Here is a 17,762-nt window from a genome sequence, read left to right as displayed (position 1 = left end):
GGCCCGGCGGGCTCACCCCGTCCGGCGCAGGCCCGGGAATCGCCGCACGCGCCTCGCGTGTCCAGGGGTGTCTGGGGCGTCCCGGGTTATCCACAGCCTCTCGCGCCGATCAGCCCTGCGGCGGACACTTGTCGGAAAGTGATCGCTTGCGGAGGGGGACGCGGATGACGCAGTTGCGGGAGAGCCATCGCGCGGAGGCCGAGCGGCTGTTGGCCCGGGCCGTGGAGGAGGAGGTGCGGCGCTCGGGCGGCCGGGCCGACGCGGGGGTGCTGCTGGCACGGGGCCGGGCGGCGCTGGACACCCTGGCGGCGAGCGCCGCGGAGGAGTACGCGGCGTATGCGGCGGCGCTGGAGGCGGTGGAGGCGGGCCGGCTGTCGCTGTCGGAGCGGTTCAGCGGGCAGGCCGTCGGGACGCCCACGCTGGTCACGGCGGTCGCGGCGGTGGCGGCGATCGGCGCGGACCTGGCGCTGGGCACGGCGACGGGCACGGCGCTGGGGGCCGGGGCGGTGGTGGCGGTCGCCGGGGCGGCGGCGACGGTGCTGAAGGTGACCGCGGCGCACTGGCCGGCCGCGCACCGCCGGGCCGGCGCGCTGGGCCAGCCGGGCGGGCCCGAGCAGTTGCGGCTCCAGTGGCTGACGGCGCTGGAGGTACGGGGCATACGCCCGTTCCTGGACCAGCAGCGGATCCTGGCGGCGGCCGCCGCGCCGCAGAAGCCGGCCGACAAGGCGCCGGCGCTGCGCGGCGTGGACCGCAGCGCCGTCGCCCGCCGGCGCACGGCGCTGGAGCAGTCGTTCGGCCACCTTCCGGAGGCCGGGGAGCCGTTCGCGGGGCGGCGCGGGGAGCTGGAGCGGATCGAGCGGTGGGTGCGGTCGGGGCGTGCGGCGACCGAGACGCGGCCGACGGTGGTGGTGCTGCACGGCGAGCCGGGCGCGGGGCGGACCGCCCTTGCCGTGCGGGCCACGCACCGGCTGCGGGACCTGTTCCGCGGGGCGTGCCTGGTGGACCTGCGGGGCACCGGCCTTGACGGGCAGCCGGTGTCGACGCGCGACGCGCTGCTGCACCTGCTGAACCGGCTGGGCGCGCCGCGCGAGCAGTTGCTGCTGCGCGACCGCTCCTCGTCGGCGCCGGCGCAGGTGCGGCGGCTGGCCGAGCTGTACCACCAGCACCTGACGGGGCTGCCGGTCGTGGTGGTGCTGGACGACGCGGGGGACGCGGAGCAGGTGCGGACGCTGATACCGGAGCGGTCGGAGAGCCTGGTGCTGGTGACGGCGCGCGAGCCGCTGGAGCTGGGCGACGACGTGCCGGCGTGGGTGCACCACCTGCCGGTGGCGGGCCTGGACGCGGCGGGCGCGGAGTACCTGCTGCGGGAGGTGGCCGGGGGCGCGGAGCGGGGGCCGTACGACGCGGAGGCGGCCGAGCGGGTGCGGGAGTTGTGCGGGGGGCTGCCGCTGGCGCTGCGGGTGGCGGGCTCGGCGGTCGGCGCCCGGTCGACGGCGGAGGTGGCCCGGCTGCTGGAGCGGCAGCCGGGTGGTCCGGTCGAGCGGGCGGTGGCGGCGCGGTACGGCACGGACCTGGACGAGGACCAGCGGCGGCTGCTGCGGCGCCTGGCGCTGGCGGGGCGGGCGTCGCTCGGGGCGGCGGCGGCCGGGGCGCTGCTGGCGGCCGGGGAGGACGAGGCGCACAAGCGGCTGCGGGAGCTGGCGCGGGCGGGCCTGCTGGACCCGGTGCGGGGCGACCGGTTCCGGCTGCACGACGCGGTGCGGGCGTTCGCGGCGGCGCGGCTGGGCGACGAGGAGGACGCGGGCGACATCGCCGCCGCCCAGGAGCGGCTGATCAGGAACTACGCGGAGCTGGCCGACGCGGTGATCCGCATGGTGGACGGCAAGATGTCGACGCGGGCCGGCAAGGGCGCCCGGTTCGGCGGGCACGGGTTCACCTCGCTGGAGGCGGCGCTGCGCTGGCTGGACGACGAATCGGCGTTCATCACGGCGGCGCTGCGCAACGCGGAGGGCGTGAGCCGGCAGACGGTGCTGGACCTGCTGGGCGCACTGTGCGACTACTGCCTGCTGCGCGGCGACCTGTACCGGCTCGGTGAGCTCCAGGAGCTGACCGAGGCAGTGGACCAGGGGCTCCTGGCGCGGTCGGTGCGCTGGCGGACCGGTATCGCGGCGCGGCAGCTGGGCGAGCTGGACACGGCGCGCACGACGCTGACGTCGGTGGTGTCGCTGTATCAGGAGGCCCAGCAGGACGCGGGGGCGGCGCTCGCGCTGTGCTCGCTGGGCATCACGCTCCAGCACCAGGGCAATCTGCCGGAGGCGGCGGCGAGGCTGCGGGAGGCGCTGGAGCTCCAGGCGTCGCCGGAGCTGGCGGCGGACCGGGCGTGGACGCTGCACGCCCTGGCGGCGGTGGAGCGGGACCGGGCGAACATCGCGGAGGCGCTGACCCTGCTGGACACGGCGCTGACGCTGCACCGGGAGAACGAGTCGCTGCACGGCGAGGCGTGGGCGCACTTCCAGCTGGGCCAGGTCCGGCTGCGGCTGGGGGACGTGCCGCGCGCCGAGGAGGAGCTGCGTACGGCGCTGGAACTGTACGGGCGCACGCACGACGGGCGCGGGGAGGCGTGGGCGCTGACCCAGCTGGGACGGGCCCGGCTGGTGGACGGCGACCCCGGCGCGGCGGCCGGCCAGTTGCGTACGGCCGTGGTCCGGCACCGTGACAACGAGGACGCGCGGGGCGAGGCGTGGACGCTGTACTACCTGGGCCAGGCGCTGGAGGACGAGGGCGAGACGGATGAGGCGGTACGGGAGCTGGAGCGGGCCCGCACGATGTTCTCCCGGATGCGGGACGTGTACGGCCTGGCGTGCGCCCGCCACCACTCGGGCCGCGCCACCCGCGACCAGCGCGCGGCCCGCACGGGCAACCTCCGCAACTCGGGCTTCGCCCGGCAGCTGCTGGTGGACGCCCGCGCGGACTTCCGCCGTATCGGAGTGGCGCACGGCGAGGCGTGGACGTGCCTGGAGCTGGCCGTCATCGACGCGGGCAACAGCAGGGCGCCCCAGGCGCTCGCGCTGTGCGACGAGGCCACCGCCCTGTTCGCCTCGTACGGCGACCTGCGCGGCGCGGACTGGTCCCGTTTCCTGCGCTGCACCCTGCTTCCGTACGCCTCCCCGGGCGGCGTGGACGTCGGCACGGTCGTCGCCCAGCAGGAGCTGGCCCAGCTGACGGACGCCGGGCACCCGGCCCGTGACCCGCGCCTGGAGGACGCCCTGGCGGCCTGGTCGCTGGTCCTGGAGCGCGGCATCCGCCTGGAAGCGCCCTGGCAGGCCTGGCCCCTGGGCCTGACCCCGAACCGGCACGCGCGGGAGGTGATGGGCGTCCCGGCGGAGGCGGGGACCGGAACGGGCTCGCCCCGCTCCTGATCCGGGCATGGCGCGGCTCCATGACCACCACGCGGTGGTCATGGAGCCGTGACATCGGGCCTGGGGCCTACCGGGCGCTCTTGCCCGGCGTGCTCTCGGCGCCCGTCGCCGCCGTTTCCGGGGCGTCGGGGGCCTCCTCGAAGTCGATCTTGCCCATGTGGCGGTTCATCGACTTCATCAGCAGCCATACGCCCGCGGCCATGACCGCGAAGACGATGAAACCGAGGACGCCGGGGGTCACCTTGTTCTCGTCGAGCTCCTTGGCGGCGAGCGGGACGAGCTGGGTCAGTGCCTGGTGTGCGCTCATGTCAGGCATTGTCGCGGATGCCCGCGAAGAGGTCGTCCTCGGGGAGGGAGGTGTCCACCACGGACTTGGCCAGCTCGTAGTCCTCCGTCGGCCAGACCTCCTTCTGGATCTCCATCGGGACGCGGAACCAGCCGCCGTCCGGGTCGATCTGCGTCGCGTGGGCGATCAGGGCCTTGTCGCGGATCTCGAAGAAGTCGGCGCACGGGACGTGCGTGGTCAGGGTCCGCTCGGCGCGCTCGAACTCCTTCCAGCGCTCCAGCCACTCCCCGTACGGCGACTCCAGGCCCCGGGCCAGCAGCGCCTCGTGCAGGGCGACCGTGCGGGGACGGTTGAAGCCCTGGTTGTAGTAGACCTTCAGCGGCTGCCAGACCGGGCCGAACTCCGACTCCGGGTACTTCTCGGCGTCCGCCGCACCGTCGAAGGCCACCATCGTGATCTTGTGGGTCATGATGTGGTCGGGGTGCGGGTAGCCGCCGTTCTCGTCGTATGTGGTGATGACCTGCGGGCGGAAGGTACGAATGGACTTCACCAGGCGGCCGGCGGCCTTGTCGACGTCCTCCAGGGCGAAGCAGCCCTGCGGCAGCGGCGGCAGCGGGTCGCCCTCGGGAAGGCCGGAGTCGACGAAGCCCAGCCACTCCTGCCGGACGCCGAGGATCTCGCGGGCCTCGTCCATCTCCTTGCGGCGTACCTCGTGGATGTTCTCCTCGATGTACGGGTCGCCCTGGAGCTTCGGGTTGAGGATGGAACCGCGCTCGCCCCCGGTGCAGGTCACGACCAGCACGTCCACCCCCTCGGACACATACTTGGCCATCGTCGCCGCGCCCTTGCTCGACTCGTCGTCGGGGTGGGCGTGAACGGCCATCAGTCGCAGCTGCTCAGTCAAGACTCGATCCTCAATGAATGGTCACTTCAGGCGGCTTCTATAGTGACGGAATCGGTGGGCGGAAAATTCCGCCGTCCGGGAAGTCGGCCCAGGAGAGGAACGATCATGAGCGCGGTGCGGGAAGGGCTGCCCGAGGGCCGCTACGGCCGCTCGGCGGACGAGCGCGCCGACCGCAAGCTCAAGATCGTCGGCTCGGTCCTGGGCGTCGCGCTGCTCGCCATGGTCGGCTGGTTCGGGTACGACTACATCGCCGGCCAGAGGATCAGCGCCGAGCTGATCAAGTTCGACGTCTCGGCCGACGACCGGGTCCAGGCGCACCTGGAGGTGCGCAAGGACAGGGACGCCAAGGGCTCCTGCACGCTGCGCGCCCTCGCGGAGGACGGCAGCGAGGTGGGCCACAAGGACGTCCGCTTCGACCAGGCGACCGACCGGATCGACGAGGTCGTCACCGTACGGACGACGGCGAAGGCGACGAGCGCGGAGCTCCTGGGCTGTACGTCGGAGTAGCCCGCGCCACGCACCCCTCGCGCCGCCCGCACCCGCAACGCACCCGCCACGCATCCGCCCACGCATCCGCGCCGCTTCCGCTCCGTGACCTGCGCGGACACAAATTCCGTGGCTTTCGTCCTCCCCCTTCCCCGCCGAAATTGTTAGGCTCGTGGTTTCGCCCATCCAGGAAGGCACAATCCTTCTGGGTAGGGCGATGCTTTGTATTCCCAGTACCGACGAGGAGCACCTGTGACCCAGACCAGCGAAAACGTCACCTGGCTCACCCAGGAGGCGTACAACCAGCTCAAGGCCGAGCTGGAGTACCTGTCTGGTCCCGCGCGAACCGAGATCGCCGCGAAGATCGCGGCTGCGCGCGAGGAGGGCGACCTGCGCGAGAACGGCGGGTACCACGCGGCCAAGGAGGAGCAGGGCAAGCAGGAGCTGCGCGTACGCCAGCTCACCCAGCTCCTGGAGCACGCGAAGGTGGGCGAGGCTCCCGCGGAGAGCGGCGTCGTGGCGCCCGGCATGGTGGTCAGGATCGCCTTCGACGGCGACGAGGACGACACCCTGACGTTCCTGCTCGCCTCGCGCGAGTACGCGAGCTCCGACATCGAGACGTACTCCCCGCAGTCGCCGCTCGGCTCGGGCGTCAACGGCAAGAAGGTCGGCGAGGACGCGCAGTACGAGCTGCCGAACGGCAAGAAGGCGTCGGTGACGATCCTCGACGCGAAGCCGTACTCGGGCTGACAGCAGCACCGAAGGGCCGGGCCGCTGGGCCCGGCCCTTCGTGCGTGTTACGCCGCCGATTACGCCGCCGAACGGTACTTGCGCACCGCCAGCGTGCGGAACACCGCGATGATCACCAGCGACCAGAGGACCGAGGCGAGCACCGGGTGCTCCATGGGCCAGGCCGTGGAGTTCGTGACGCCCGGGTTGCCGAACAGCTCGCGGCACGCCTGCACGGTGGCGCTGAAGGGGTTCCACTCGGCGATGTGCCGCAGCCACGGCGTCATCCGGGACGAGTCGACGAACGCGTTGGACAGGAACGTCACGGGGAACAGCCAGATCAGCCCGCCGGACGTGGCCGCCTCGGGCGTACGCACGGACAGGCCGATCAGCGCGCCGATCCAGGAGAAGGCGTACCCGAGCAGGAGCAGCAGCAGGAACGCGCCGAGCGCCTTGGGCACGCCCTCGTGGATGCGCCAGCCGACGAGCACGGCGACGACCGCGAGGACCACGACGGTGAGCGCGGTCTGTACGAGGTCGGCGAGCGTACGGCCGGTGAGGACCGCGCCGCGGGCCATGGGCAGGGACCGGAAGCGGTCGATGAGGCCCTTGTGCATGTCGTCGGCGATACCGGCGCCCGCACCGGCCGTGGCGAAGGTGACGGTCTGGGCGAAGATGCCGGCCATCAGGAAGTTGCGGTAGACGTCCGGGTCGGTGGTGCCGCCGATGTTCATGGAGCCGCCGAAGACGTAACTGAACAGCACCACGAACATGATCGGCTGAATGAGCCCGAAAATGATCATTTCGGGGATCCGGGACATCCGGATGAGATTCCGCCGGGCGACGACGAGGGAGTCGGCGACCGACTGGGCGATGCCGCCGCGCGGTTTGGGGGCGGTGATGGCGCTCACTTCGCGGCCTCCTCGTCGGCCAGTTCGGCGGCGTGGCCGGTCAGTGAGATGAACACGTCGTCGAGGGTGGGCCTGCGCAGGCCGATGTCGTCGATCTCGACGCCCCGGGTGTCGAGTTCGCGGATGACCTCGGCGAGCAGCTTGGCGCCGCCGGTGACCGGGACCGTGAGCTTGCGGGTGTGCGTCTCCACGGCGACCTCCCCCTTGCCGAAACCGGCGAGGACGGCGCGGGCGGGGTCGATCTGGTCGGGCTGGTGGACGACGACCTCGACGCGCTCGCCGCCGGTACGGACCTTGAGCTGGTCGGCGGTGCCGCGGGCGATGACCTTGCCGCGGTCGACGACGCAGATGTCGTGGGCCAGGTGGTCGGCCTCCTCCAGGTACTGCGTGGTCAGCAGCAGGGTCGTACCGCCGGCGACCAGTTCCTGGATGACGTCCCACAGCTGCTGCCGGTTGCGCGGGTCGAGGCCGGTGGTCGGCTCGTCCATGAACATCACGGGTGGCGACACCACGAGCGCGGCGGCGAGGTCGAGGCGGCGGCGCATGCCACCGGAGTAGGTCTTGGCGGGGCGGTCGGCGGCCTCGGCGAGGTTGAACCGCTCCAGCAGCTCGCCCGCGCGTATCTTCGCGGCCTTGCTCGACATCTGGTAGAGCTGGCCGACCATGTGGAGGTTCTCGCGGCCGGTGAGGTACTCGTCGACGGCGGCGAACTGACCGGACAGGCCGATGGCCCGGCGGACTTCATTGGGGTGCTTGAGGACGTCTATGCCCGCGACGACCGCCTTGCCGCTGTCGGGCCTGAGCAACGTGGTGAGTACGCGTACGGCGGTGGTCTTGCCGGCACCGTTGGGGCCGAGCAGCCCCAGGACGGTCCCTTCGGGGACATCGAGGTCCACTCCGTCCAGAGCCCGTACGTCGCCAAAGGTCTTGACCAGACCTTCGGCGTGAATTGCGCCTGGCATGTGGGTTCTCCCGTTGATGGGGTGAATCGCTACCCAAAGCGTAGGGACGCCGGACGGAGCCCGCCCGGGCAATTATGTGACCACCATAACGCGATACATCGCGACCTACAAGGGCCTCCGCCCGCTGGGCGGTGCCTCCCCCATCCCGTTGTGGGCAGTCGTCCCGCCGGGCTCGCCCGCCGCCGCCCCGTTGTGGGCAGTCGTCCCGCTGGGGCGATGGGGGTCCCCCCTGCACGGCCCCACCCCGGCCGGTGGGCATCTGCGGGTCGCGCGCGGGACGACTGCCCACAGCGGGACCCCGCCCGTCAGGGCATCACCGTGTACCCCGCCTCCCGCAGCGCCGAGGCGACCTCCTCGCAGTGCTCCGGGCCCTTGGTCTCCAGGTGGAGCTCCACCTCCACCTCCGTCAGCCCCAGGCGCGGGTCGGTCCGTACGTGCCCGACGTCCAGGACGTTGGCGTCGGCGACCGACAGGACGCCCAGCAGCGTGGCGAGCGCGCCCGGGCGGTCCGTGAGCCTGAGCCGGAGGCTCAGGTAGCGGCCCGCCGCCGCCATGCCGTGGCGGAGGATGCGCTGCATCAGCAGCGGGTCCACGTTCCCGCCCGACAGCACCGCCACCACCGGCCCCTTGAACGTCTCCGGCGCGCTCAGCAGCGCCGCCACCGGGCTCGCCCCGGCCGGTTCGACGACCAGCTTGGCCCGCTCCAGGCACAGCAGCAGCGCCGACGACAGGGCGTCCTCCGACACCGTGCGCACCTCGTCGACCAGCTCCTCCACGATCCCGAACGGCACGTCCCCGGGGCGCCCCACCTGGATGCCGTCCGCCATCGTGGGCGAGCAGTCGATCGCCAGCGGGTGGCCCGCCGCCAGCGACGGCGGGTACGCGGCGGCGGCCTCCGCCTGGACGCCGATCACCTTCACGTCCGGCCGCAGCGCCTTGACCGCCACCGCGATGCCCGCCGCGAGCCCACCGCCGCCGACCCCGACGACGATCGTCCGCACCTCCGGGCACTGTTCGAGGATCTCCAGCCCCACCGTGCCCTGCCCCGCGATGATGTCCCGGTGGTCGAAGGGGTGGATGAACACCGCGCCCGTGTCGTGCGCGTACTCCTGCGCCGCCGCCAGCGTCTCGTCGACCACGTGCCCGTGCAGCCGTACGTCCGCCCCGTACTCCCGCGTCGCCGCGACCTTCGGCAGCGGGGCGCCCACCGGCATGAAGACCGTGGAGCGCACGCCCAGCAGCGACGAGGCGAGCGCGACGCCCTGCGCGTGGTTGCCGGCCGACGCCGCGACGACGCCCGCCGCCCGCTCCTCCGGGCGCAGCCCGGAGATCCGCACGTACGCGCCGCGCAGCTTGAACGACCCGGTCCGCTGGAGGTTCTCGCACTTGAAGTGGACCGGCGAGCCCACCAGCCGTGACAGGTACCGGCTGCCCTCCATGGGCGACACCCTGGCCACCCCGGAGAGCATCTTCTGCGCCCCCCGGATGTCGTCGAGGATGAGGGGGTGTGAGGGGTATGGCGTACCGAAGCTCATGACGCCAAGTCTTGCAGCTCATCACGTTTGTGCAGCGCCGGTACCAAGGCGCACCGGGCCGCGTACTCTGTCCCCCACCAACCGACCACCACCGCACGAGAGAGCCCCAGCCATGCCCACATCCCAGGACATGACGACTGATCTTGACCACGGTCTCCTCGATGCCCTCCAGCACCAGGTGGCCGTCTTCGCCCGGCGGGCCGAGCAGACCCGGCTGGGCGGCACCGGCCAGCTCCGCAACTCGATGGACCGGGCCGCCTACCTGCTCCTCAACCGCCTCGACCAGGAAGGCCCGATGGGCGTGAAGGCCCTGGCGGCGGGGATGGGCATCGACTCGTCCACCGTCACCCGCCAGGTCGCGCCGCTGGTGGACACCGGCCTGGTCAAGCGGACCTCGCACCCGGAGGACGGCCGCGCCGTCGTGCTCCAGCTGTCGCCGCGCGGCCAGGCCCGCCTGGAGGAGGTCCGCTCCTCACGGCGCCGGCTGATGGCCGAGGTGACGGACGGCTGGACCGAGGAGGAACGCGAGTCGTTCTGCACCCTGCTCACCCGCTTCAACTCCGCGCTCTCCGCCCGGCAGGCCGGTCTGCCGCCCGCCGAGAGCTCGGCCGAGAGCGCGGCCGAGAGGGTGGCCGAGAGGGTGGCCGAGACGGAGACGGCTCCGGCCTCTTGACCCGGGCCGGGACCCTGGCCTGATATGAGGACGTGCGAGAGCGGCAGGCGACGACGCACCACCAGCACCGGCGCCGGCGCGACCGGGACTTCGAGGCGTTCGTCGCGGGCGCCGCGGGCCGGCTGCTGCACGCCGCCACGCTCCTGACGACCGAGCCGCCGGGCCGCGCCCCGCGCGCGGGGGCGCTGCTGACCGCCGCGCTGGCGGCCACGTACGCCCGCTGGGACCGGCTGCGCGGCGAGGACCCGTACGACCTCACCCGTCGCGAGCTGGCCACCCGCTTCGCCCGCGCGGCCTGGCGCTTCCACCGCCCCTGCGGCGGGGTGCTGTCGCGACTGACCCCGCTGGAACGGCTCGTCGTCGTGCTGCGCCTGTACGAGGGTGTCGCCGAGGAACAGACGGCGGCGCTGCTCGGCCTCCCGGTGGAGCGGGTCCGGTCGACCTGCACCCGCGCGGTCACCGTCCTCAGGCGGCCCGCGTGAACGACCGCAAGGAGGACGAGGTGCGGCGCATGCTGGCCGCCCCGCCGCGCGTCCAGCTCCCGCCGGACCTGCTGCCCCGCGCGATCAGCCGGGGCACCCGCAGCCGGCACCGCGCCCGGCTGCTGCGCCGCGTCCTGTGGGCGCTGCTGACGGCGGCGGCGGTCGCGTTCGCGGTGTGGGCGTCGGTCGCGGAGCCGTGGCGGCCACCGTCGTCGGGGGTCACGCCACCGTTCGAGGGCTGGTGAGTCGCGGGCCTACGCTGGATGCAGCGGCGCACTTCACTCATGTAGGAGGTCGCCATGGCAAGGAAAGTCGCCGATTGCCGCGACACCCCCAGCGTCATGGGGTGCACCCTCACCATCAGCGGTGAGGAGGAGGAAGTCGTCAGGGCCGCCGCCGAGCACGCGGTGTCCGTCCACGGCCACACGGACGGACCGGAACTGCGCGACATGGTCCGCCGGTCCCTGAAGGACGAGAGGGTTCCCGCCTGACTGGACGGGGGCACCCCGGCTCAGGTGCCCCCGCCGCACATCCCGTCTCAGCCCAGCGCCTGGCGCAGGTCCGCCAGCAGGTCGTCGGCGTTCTCGATGCCGACCGACAGCCGCACCAGATCCGCCGGGACCTCCAGCAGCGACCCGGCGACGCTCGCGTGCGTCATCCGGCCGGGGTGCTCGATGAGCGACTCGACGCCGCCCAGGGACTCGCCCAGCGTGAACAGCCGGGCCCGGTTGCAGACCTCGACGGCCGCCTCCTCGCCGCCCTGGACACGGAAGGAGATCATGCCGCCGAAGCTCCGCATCTGCTTGGCGGCGACCTCGTGCCCCGGATGCTCGGGCAGGCCCGGGTAGAGGACGCTCGTCACCTTCGGGTGCCGGGTCAGCATCTCGGCGACCCGCGTCGCGTTCTCGCTGTGCCGGTCCATGCGTACGGCCAGCGTCTTGATGCCGCGCAGGACGATCCACGAGTCGAAGGGCCCGGCGACCGCGCCCATCGCGTTCTGGTGGTACGCCAGCTCCTCGCCGAGCGTCTCGTCGGCCGTCACCAGCGCGCCGCCGACGACGTCGGAGTGGCCGCCCATGTACTTGGTCAGCGAGTGGACCACGACGTCCGCGCCGAGCGCGAGCGGCTGCTGCAGGTAGGGGCTGGCGAACGTGTTGTCGACGACGAGCCGGACGCCGGCCGTGCGGGCGACGTCCGCGACGGCAGCGATGTCGGTGATGCCGAGCAGCGGGTTCGACGGCGTCTCGACCCAGATCGCCTTCGTACGGTCGGTGATCGCGTCCCGTACCGCCGCCGGGTCGGAGGTGTCGGCGACCGACCACTCCACGCCCCACCGTGCGACGACCTTCGCGAAGAGGCGGAACGTGCCGCCGTACGCGTCGTTCGGGATGACCACGTGGTCGCCGGGCACCAGCAGCGTCCGCAGCAGGCAGTCCTCGGCGGCGAGGCCGGAGGCGAAGGCCAGGCCGCGCCGGCCGCCCTCCAGCGCCGCGAGGTTCTCCTCCAGCGCGCTGCGCGTCGGGTTGGCGCTGCGGCTGTACTCGTAGCCGCCGCGCAAGCCCCCTACCCCGTCCTGCTTGTAGGTGGACACCTGGTAGATGGGCGGGACGACCGCGCCGGTAAGCGGGTCGGCGGTGTTGCCCGCATGGATGGCGCGGGTCTCGAAGTTCTGGTGCGTGTGCTCGTCGCTCATGAGGCCCGAGGGTAGTCGCGGGCGGCGTCGCGCACCGGACGCGTCCGGGACAATGGCCGTATGGAGATTCTCTGGTTCCTGATCGCGGTGGCCATGATCGGCATGGTCCTCGCGCCGTGGCTGCGGCGCCGCCGGGGTGATGGCGGCGGTATCCGTCTGGTCGCGCCCGGTTCGCCGGACGCCGCCGATCCGAGCGCGTACGGCTTCGTACGCCAGGAAGACCTCGACGTACGGATGCCCGGACCGGACCAGGACCTCCTGGACGTACTGGACGTGGTGCAGCGCACGCAGGACTGGCGGGCCGCGTCGCAACTGCTGGCGGGCACCGACAAGGACGGCGAGGTGCGCTGGCAGCGGGTGCAGGCGTTCGCGGGCGCGGCGTCGCTGGAGCTGGCGCAGCAGCCCGGTACGGGCGGCGCCTGGCTGCGGGCGTGGCGCGCGGACAAGCCGAAGGACCCGGGCGGGGCGCAGGTCCACGCCGAGTTCCTGGTGCAGCAGGCGTGGCGGTCGTCGTCGGCCGACCGCGACGACTTCCGGATCATCCTGGAGGAGGCCCGTACGGTCTGCGAGCAGGCCGCGCTGCTGTCGCCCGGCGACCCGGTCCCGTACATCGTCGAGCTGGCCGTGGCGCGGGGCCTGGGCTACACCCACGAGCAGTTCGACCAGGTCTGGGCGAAGATCATCGACCGTGCGCCGCAGCACATGGGCGCGCACCTGGCGGCCCTCCACTACTGGTGCGAGAAGTGGCACGGCTCCGGGGCGGACGCCGACCGGTTCGCGACGGCGGCCGCCGCGCGCGCCCCGCGGGGGTCGCTGCTCGCCGCGCTGCCGCTGTTCGCGGTCTTCGAGCACCTGCCGGAGGTGGCGCTGGTGCAGGACTTCTACGGCACCGAGGTGGTGTCGAAGGCCATGGAGGGCGCGCTGTACGCGGTGCACTCGGCCCGCCCGGACGACCCGATGCTGGCGCACGTACGCCACCTGCTGATCCACTTCCTGGTACGGGCGGAACGCTGGTCGGAGGCCATGCACCAGCTGGTCCACGTGGACGGCCACATCGGCGCCCTGCCGTGGACGCTCAGCGAGGACCCGGCGGCGGAGTACGCGGTCTACCGCGCCCTGGCGGTCGCGGGCTACGAGGCCAACGGCGGCAGCCCGGCGACGCTGCCGCACTGACGGGTCCCGGGCCCGGCCCCGCCCGTACGGGTGCGGTGCCGACATCCGTCGGCCCGCGCACGGGTGCCCACCTACGGTCCGTCGGCCCGCGCACGACGAGCACCTGCCCGCCGGTCTTCAGGCCGCGAAACGGGGAGGCCTGCGCACTGCGGGCCTCCCCGCAGGGCGGGGCCTGCGGACTGCGGGCCTGCCCGCAGGGCGAGGCCTGCGGACCGGGCCCCGGCCCGCCGACGAGGTCGGGCCGCCTACCGACCTGCCGGGCCTGCCGGCCCGCCTCCCGACCTGGCGCAACCGTGCGCGCTCCGCGCGCTCGCGCGCTGCGGACGCCGTCCGGCCGGCCGGCGCGGAATTCCCCCCGTGCCCGGAACGTTGTTCCGGTGCCGCCCCGGCGTCGCCGCGACAAGGAGACCGAGTCATGCTGTTCGGCCGCACCCCCGTGCTCCCCACCCCCGACCAGGCCCTGCGCGGCCGCCCGGAGCCCGGTTTCACCGTTCCCGCCCGCCACACCGTCCTCGGCAACCCCCTCCTGGGCCCCTACCCGGAGGGCCTGGAGGTGGCGGACTTCGCCCTGGGCTGCTTCTGGGGCGCCGAGCGGAAGTTCTGGCAGACCGACGGTGTCTGGACGACCCTCGTCGGCTACCAGGGCGGCTACACGCGAAACCCCTCCTACGAGGAGGTCTGCTCGGGCATGACGGGCCACACGGAGGTGGTCCGGGTGGTCTTCGACCCGAAGGCCGTCTCGTACGAAACGCTCCTGAAGCTCTTCTGGGAGTCCCACGACCCCACTCAGGGCTTCCGCCAGGGCAACGACGTGGGCACCCAGTACCGCTCGGCGATCTACACCCACTCCCCCGCCCAGGCGGCGGCCGCCGAGTCCTCCCGCGACGCCTACCAGCGGGTCCTGACCGGCTCCGGATACAGGGCGATCACCACGGAGATCCTCCCCGCCGACGACCGCCCCTTCTACCCGGCCGAGGCCTACCACCAGCAGTACCTCGACAAGAACCCGGGCGGCTACTGCGGCATCGGCGGTACGGGCGTGAGCTGCCCGGTCGGCGTCGCCTCGGCGGACGACTGACCCGGCTTTATCGGCTGGAGCGGCACCCCGCCCTTCCCTACACTCGGGCACATGGGTTCGTACTACTTCTTTCTCTGATTCCGGGCGCGGACGCGCAGGCGTCCCGTCATGCCCCGTCCTTTCCGAACCCGGACATCAGGGAAAGAAATCATGCGCGATCGCGCCCACGACCCCTCTCAATTGACCCTCAAGGACGTGTCCAAGGCGTACGGGGACCGCTCCGTGCTGGATCAGGTCACGTTCACCGTCCGCCCCGGTGAGAAGATCGGCGTCATCGGGGAGAACGGCTCCGGCAAGTCCACGTTGTTGCGGATGCTCGCCGGGGCCGAGGCGCCCGGCAGCGGGGAGGTGACCGTCCGCTTCCCCGGCGGGGTGGCCCATCTCGGGCAGACCCTGGACCTGGACCCGGCGGCGAGCGTGCAGGACGCGGTGGACGCGTCGCTCTGCGAGCTGCGGGCGATGGAGCGGCGGCTGCGGGCGGCCGAAGCAGCCCTCGCCGAGGCGTCGGAGGCCGAACTGGCGGCGTACGGCGAGCTGTTGAGCGCGTACGAGGAGCGCGGCGGTTACCGGGCGGATGCCCGGGTCGACGCCGCCCTGCACGGGCTGGGCGTCGGGCACATCGGGCGCGGGCGGCCGCTGGGGTCGCTCTCCGGTGGCGAGCAGTCGCGGCTGGCGCTGGCCTGTGTGCTGGCGTCGGGCGCCGAGCTGCTGCTGCTCGACGAGCCGACGAATCATCTCGACCGGCAGGCGACCGGCTGGCTGGAGGAGCGGCTGCGGGCGCACCGGGGCACGGTGCTGGCCGTGACGCACGACCGGGTGTTCCTGGAGGCGGTGGCGACCGCGCTCCTGGAGGTCGACCGGGACACGCGGGCGGTGACGCGGTACGGGGACGGCTGGGCCGGTTACCGGACGGCGAAGGCCGCCGCCCGCCGCCGCTGGGAGCTGGACCACCAGGCGTGGCTGGACGACGTGGCGGACACGGAGGCCCTGGTCGCGGCTGCCGGACAGCGGCTGGCCGCTTCGGGCAAGGACCCGCGCGAGGGCTTCGGCAAGCACCGGCGCTCGCACGAGGCGAAGCTGTCCGGGCGGGTCAGGACGGCGCGGCAGCGGCTGGAGCGGCTGCGGCGGGAGCCGGTCCCCGCGCCGCCGGAACCGTTGCGGTTCGCGCCCCGGCTGGTCGCGCCGGACGCCCAGGACGTGGCGGTGGAGCTGAACGGTGTGGTCGTCGGCGACCGGCTGCGGGTGGCGGGCCTGCGCGTCGGGGCGGGCGGCCGGCTGCTGGTGACCGGCCCGAACGGTGCCGGGAAGACGACCCTGCTGCGGGTGATCGCCGGGGACCTGCGCCCCGACGCGGGCACCGTGCACCGGCCGGGGCGGGTGGGCTACCTGCCGCAGGAGCTGCCCGCGCGCCCGTCGCGCCGCCCGCTGCTGGCGGCGTTCGCGGCCGGGCGCCCCGGTGCGCCGGAGGACCACGCGGAGGAGCTGCTGGCGCTCGGGCTGTTCCGGGAGGAGGACCTGCCGGTTCCGGTGGCCGCCCTGTCGGTGGGCCAGCGGCGGCGGCTGGAGCTGGCCCGCCTGGTGACACGTCCGGCCGGCCTCCTCGTACTGGACGAGCCGACGAACCATGTGGCGCTCGGCCTGGTGGAGGAGCTGGAGGCGGCCCTGGCGGCGTACGAGGGGGCGGTCGTCGTGGTCTCGCACGACCGCCGCTTCCGCAGCGCGTTCGCCGGCGACCGGTTGGAGCTGAGGGCGGGCCGGGCCGTTAGACCGGGCGCCGGGGCCTGAGGTCGCAAGGGCCTGCCGCACAGGCCTCAAGGCCGCGCACGCCTGAAGCCACACAGGCCTGACCCGCCGTCAGGCGGTCTGCGCCGCCCGCAGCATCGCGGCCGTCGCCGTGACGTCGTAGTCGGGGGCGACTCCGTCGATGAGCAGGACGTCGCCGCTCATGTGCCGGGTCCGAAGCGGGACGAGCCGCTGGTAGGCCTCGGAGTCGTACCAGTCGCGCGCGTGGTCCAGCGACGGGAACCCGATGATGACGAGCGCGGTGTTCCACTCGCCCTCGCGGACCTCCATGGCCGGCGCGCCGTGCACGAGGAACCGGCCGCCGAAGGGGTCGAGGGTGGCCTGGATGCGCTCCATGTAGGTGAACACCTCGTCGTCGAGCGCGGCGGCGGGGCGCAGGTTTCCGATGGCGTACGCGGGCATGGGGTCCTCCTCGTGGGTGGGAACGACCCCATGCTCCCTGCGTGGGCGTACGGGGTCGATTACCCCGGACGTCATCGACAGCGCCGTCAGATCGTCGCGGTGTCGATGACGAAGCGGTACCGCACGTCGCTCTTCAGCACGCGCTCGTACGCCTCGTTGATCTGATCCGCGCGGATCAGTTCGATCTCCGCGCCCAGGCCGTGCTCGGCGCAGAAGTCCAGCATTTCCTGGGTCTCGGCGATCCCGCCGATCATCGAGCCGGCGAGGGTCTTGCGGCCGCCGATGACGGAGAAGAGGTTCAGCGAGACGGGCTCCTCCGGCGCGCCGACGTTCACCAGGGCGCCGTCGGTCTTCAGCAGGCCCAGGTAGGCACCGAGGTCCAGCGGCGCGGAGACCGTGGAGACGATCAGGTCGAAGGTGCCGGCGAGCTTGTCGAAGGTCTCCGGGTCGCTGGTCGCGTAGAAGTGGTCGGCGCCCATCGCGAGGCCGTCGTCCTGCTTGCGCAGGGTCTGGCTCAGGACGGTGACCTCGGCGCCCAGCGCGTGGGCGATCTTCACGCCCATGTGGCCGAGGCCGCCGAGTCCGACGATGGCCACGTTCTTGCCGGGGCCGGCCTTCCAGTGGACGAGCGGCGAGTAGAGGGTGATGCCGGCGCACAGCAGCGGGGCGGCGACGTCGAGGGCGAGGCCGTCGGGTATGCGGACGGTGTAGTTCTCGTCGACGACGATGTGGGTGGAGTAGCCGCCGTAGGTGGGTTCGCCGCTGCGGTCGAGGGCGTTGTACGTGCCGGTCATGCCCTCGACGCAGTACTGCTCCAGACCCTGGCGGCAGTAGTCGCACCGGCGGCAGGAGTCGACGAAGCAGCCCACACCGACCCGGTCGCCGGCCTGGTACTTCGTGACCCCCGCACCGACCTCGGTGACGATTCCGGCGATCTCGTGGCCGGGCACCATCGGGAAGATGCCCTCGCCCCAGCCGTCGCGGGCCTGGTGGATGTCGGAGTGGCAGATGCCCGCGTACCTGATCTCGATCAGTACGTCGTGCTCGCCGACCGCCCGGCGCGGGATGGTGGTGCGCTCCAGCGGGGCGTTGGCGGCGGGGGCTGCGTAAGCGGAGACGTTCGTGGTCATGGCAGTGAGTCTGCCGGTGCCGGCGCGGGCCGCCCAGGTCTCTGTCGTTCGTACGTCCGCTGTGCGTACTACTGGCAGGGACAGGATCAGCCGCCT

General features: G+C 73.0%; 18 protein-coding genes. 10 read left to right on the top strand and 8 right to left on the bottom strand.

The window, feature by feature from the left end:
- Window positions 1-173: 173 nt before the first annotated feature.
- Window positions 174-3,419 carry a tetratricopeptide repeat protein gene (locus AMK26_RS09010; protein ID WP_443333157.1) on the top strand — a complete coding sequence of 1,082 codons (3,246 nt, stop codon included), beginning with the start codon at window positions 174-176 and terminating at the stop codon, window positions 3,417-3,419.
- 67 nt (window positions 3,420-3,486) lie between these two features.
- On the opposite strand, the gene AMK26_RS09005 is transcribed toward AMK26_RS09010, so the two are convergent.
- Together AMK26_RS09005 and mca are read right to left on the bottom strand one after the other, a co-directional pair.
- Window positions 3,487-3,735 carry a hypothetical protein gene (locus AMK26_RS09005; protein ID WP_073753931.1) on the bottom strand — a complete coding sequence of 83 codons (249 nt, stop codon included), beginning with the start codon at window positions 3,733-3,735 and terminating at the stop codon, window positions 3,487-3,489.
- Window positions 3,728-4,609: a mycothiol conjugate amidase Mca gene (mca, locus tag AMK26_RS09000; RefSeq protein WP_073753929.1), complete on the bottom strand. Its 882-nt coding sequence runs from the start codon at window positions 4,607-4,609 to the stop codon at window positions 3,728-3,730. The genes AMK26_RS09005 and mca overlap by 8 nt, the downstream gene beginning before the upstream one ends.
- A gap of 105 nt (window positions 4,610-4,714) precedes the next feature.
- Here mca and AMK26_RS08995 point away from each other — a divergent pair, with 105 nt between their 5' ends.
- Window positions 4,715-5,116 carry a DUF4307 domain-containing protein gene (locus AMK26_RS08995; RefSeq protein ID WP_073753927.1) on the top strand — a complete coding sequence of 134 codons (402 nt, stop codon included), beginning with the start codon at window positions 4,715-4,717 and terminating at the stop codon, window positions 5,114-5,116.
- Between the two features lie 231 nt (window positions 5,117-5,347).
- Window positions 5,348-5,845 (top strand): transcription elongation factor GreA, encoded by a 498-nt coding sequence (gene greA, locus AMK26_RS08990; RefSeq protein ID WP_073753925.1) that lies wholly within the window; start codon window positions 5,348-5,350, stop codon window positions 5,843-5,845.
- Between the two features lie 59 nt (window positions 5,846-5,904).
- Here the strand turns inward: greA and AMK26_RS08985 are convergent, their stop codons facing one another.
- The 3 genes from AMK26_RS08985 to ilvA form a co-directional block, all read right to left on the bottom strand.
- Window positions 5,905-6,735, bottom strand: a complete 831-nt coding sequence (locus tag AMK26_RS08985) for an ABC transporter permease (protein WP_073753923.1) — start codon at window positions 6,733-6,735, stop codon at window positions 5,905-5,907.
- Window positions 6,732-7,697, bottom strand: a complete 966-nt coding sequence (locus AMK26_RS08980; RefSeq protein WP_073753921.1) for an ATP-binding cassette domain-containing protein — start codon at window positions 7,695-7,697, stop codon at window positions 6,732-6,734. Before AMK26_RS08980 ends, AMK26_RS08985 begins: the two co-directional genes overlap by 4 nt.
- Window positions 7,698-8,002: 305 nt before the next feature.
- On the bottom strand, window positions 8,003-9,232 hold the full coding sequence (gene ilvA / locus AMK26_RS08975) for a threonine ammonia-lyase (RefSeq protein WP_073753919.1): 1,230 nt from the start codon (window positions 9,230-9,232) through the stop codon (window positions 8,003-8,005).
- Between the two features lie 112 nt (window positions 9,233-9,344).
- Here ilvA and AMK26_RS08970 point away from each other — a divergent pair, with 112 nt between their 5' ends.
- Genes AMK26_RS08970 through AMK26_RS08955 form a run of 4 tightly spaced genes read left to right on the top strand, consistent with a single transcriptional unit; the run spans window position 9,345 to window position 10,878 of the window.
- Window positions 9,345-9,905: a MarR family winged helix-turn-helix transcriptional regulator gene (locus AMK26_RS08970; RefSeq protein ID WP_073753917.1), complete on the top strand. Its 561-nt coding sequence runs from the start codon at window positions 9,345-9,347 to the stop codon at window positions 9,903-9,905.
- Window positions 9,906-9,937: 32 nt separating this feature from the next.
- Complete coding sequence (locus tag AMK26_RS08965; protein WP_073753915.1) at window positions 9,938-10,387, top strand: sigma factor-like helix-turn-helix DNA-binding protein; 450 nt, start codon at window positions 9,938-9,940, stop codon at window positions 10,385-10,387.
- A complete protein-coding gene (locus AMK26_RS08960) occupies window positions 10,384-10,632 on the top strand; it encodes a hypothetical protein (protein WP_241837839.1) in 249 nt (82 codons plus the stop codon). Before AMK26_RS08965 ends, AMK26_RS08960 begins: the two co-directional genes overlap by 4 nt.
- Window positions 10,633-10,686: 54 nt before the next feature.
- A complete protein-coding gene (locus AMK26_RS08955; protein ID WP_073753913.1) occupies window positions 10,687-10,878 on the top strand; it encodes a DUF1059 domain-containing protein in 192 nt (63 codons plus the stop codon).
- Between the two features lie 47 nt (window positions 10,879-10,925).
- Here AMK26_RS08955 and AMK26_RS08950 read toward each other — a convergent pair whose 3' ends face one another.
- A complete protein-coding gene (locus tag AMK26_RS08950) occupies window positions 10,926-12,080 on the bottom strand; it encodes a cystathionine gamma-synthase (protein ID WP_073753911.1) in 1,155 nt (384 codons plus the stop codon).
- A gap of 60 nt (window positions 12,081-12,140) precedes the next feature.
- On the opposite strand from AMK26_RS08950, the gene AMK26_RS08945 reads away from it, so the two are divergent.
- The 3 genes from AMK26_RS08945 (at window position 12,141) to abc-f (ending at window position 16,116) form a co-directional block, all read left to right on the top strand.
- A complete protein-coding gene (locus AMK26_RS08945; protein WP_073753909.1) occupies window positions 12,141-13,253 on the top strand; it encodes a hypothetical protein in 1,113 nt (370 codons plus the stop codon).
- 415 nt (window positions 13,254-13,668) lie between these two features.
- Window positions 13,669-14,331 (top strand): peptide-methionine (S)-S-oxide reductase MsrA, encoded by a 663-nt coding sequence (msrA, locus tag AMK26_RS08940; RefSeq protein WP_073753907.1) that lies wholly within the window; start codon window positions 13,669-13,671, stop codon window positions 14,329-14,331.
- A gap of 150 nt (window positions 14,332-14,481) precedes the next feature.
- The gene (gene abc-f / locus AMK26_RS08935) at window positions 14,482-16,116 is read left to right on the top strand and encodes a ribosomal protection-like ABC-F family protein (RefSeq protein WP_073753906.1); all 1,635 of its coding nucleotides are present in this window, start codon (window positions 14,482-14,484) and stop codon (window positions 16,114-16,116) included.
- A gap of 69 nt (window positions 16,117-16,185) precedes the next feature.
- On the opposite strand, the gene AMK26_RS08930 is transcribed toward abc-f, so the two are convergent.
- The gene (locus AMK26_RS08930) at window positions 16,186-16,536 is read right to left on the bottom strand and encodes a DUF1330 domain-containing protein (RefSeq protein ID WP_073753904.1); all 351 of its coding nucleotides are present in this window, start codon (window positions 16,534-16,536) and stop codon (window positions 16,186-16,188) included.
- Between the two features lie 86 nt (window positions 16,537-16,622).
- On the bottom strand, window positions 16,623-17,666 hold the full coding sequence (locus AMK26_RS08925; RefSeq protein ID WP_073753902.1) for an NAD(P)-dependent alcohol dehydrogenase: 1,044 nt from the start codon (window positions 17,664-17,666) through the stop codon (window positions 16,623-16,625).
- Between the last annotated feature and the right edge of the window lie 96 nt (window positions 17,667-17,762).

Origin of the sequence: Streptomyces sp. CB03234 (assembly GCF_001905885.1) — a bacterium.
Classification (GTDB): Bacteria; Actinomycetota; Actinomycetes; order Streptomycetales; family Streptomycetaceae; genus Streptomyces.
This window is presented reverse-complemented; position numbering and strand designations above follow the sequence as displayed.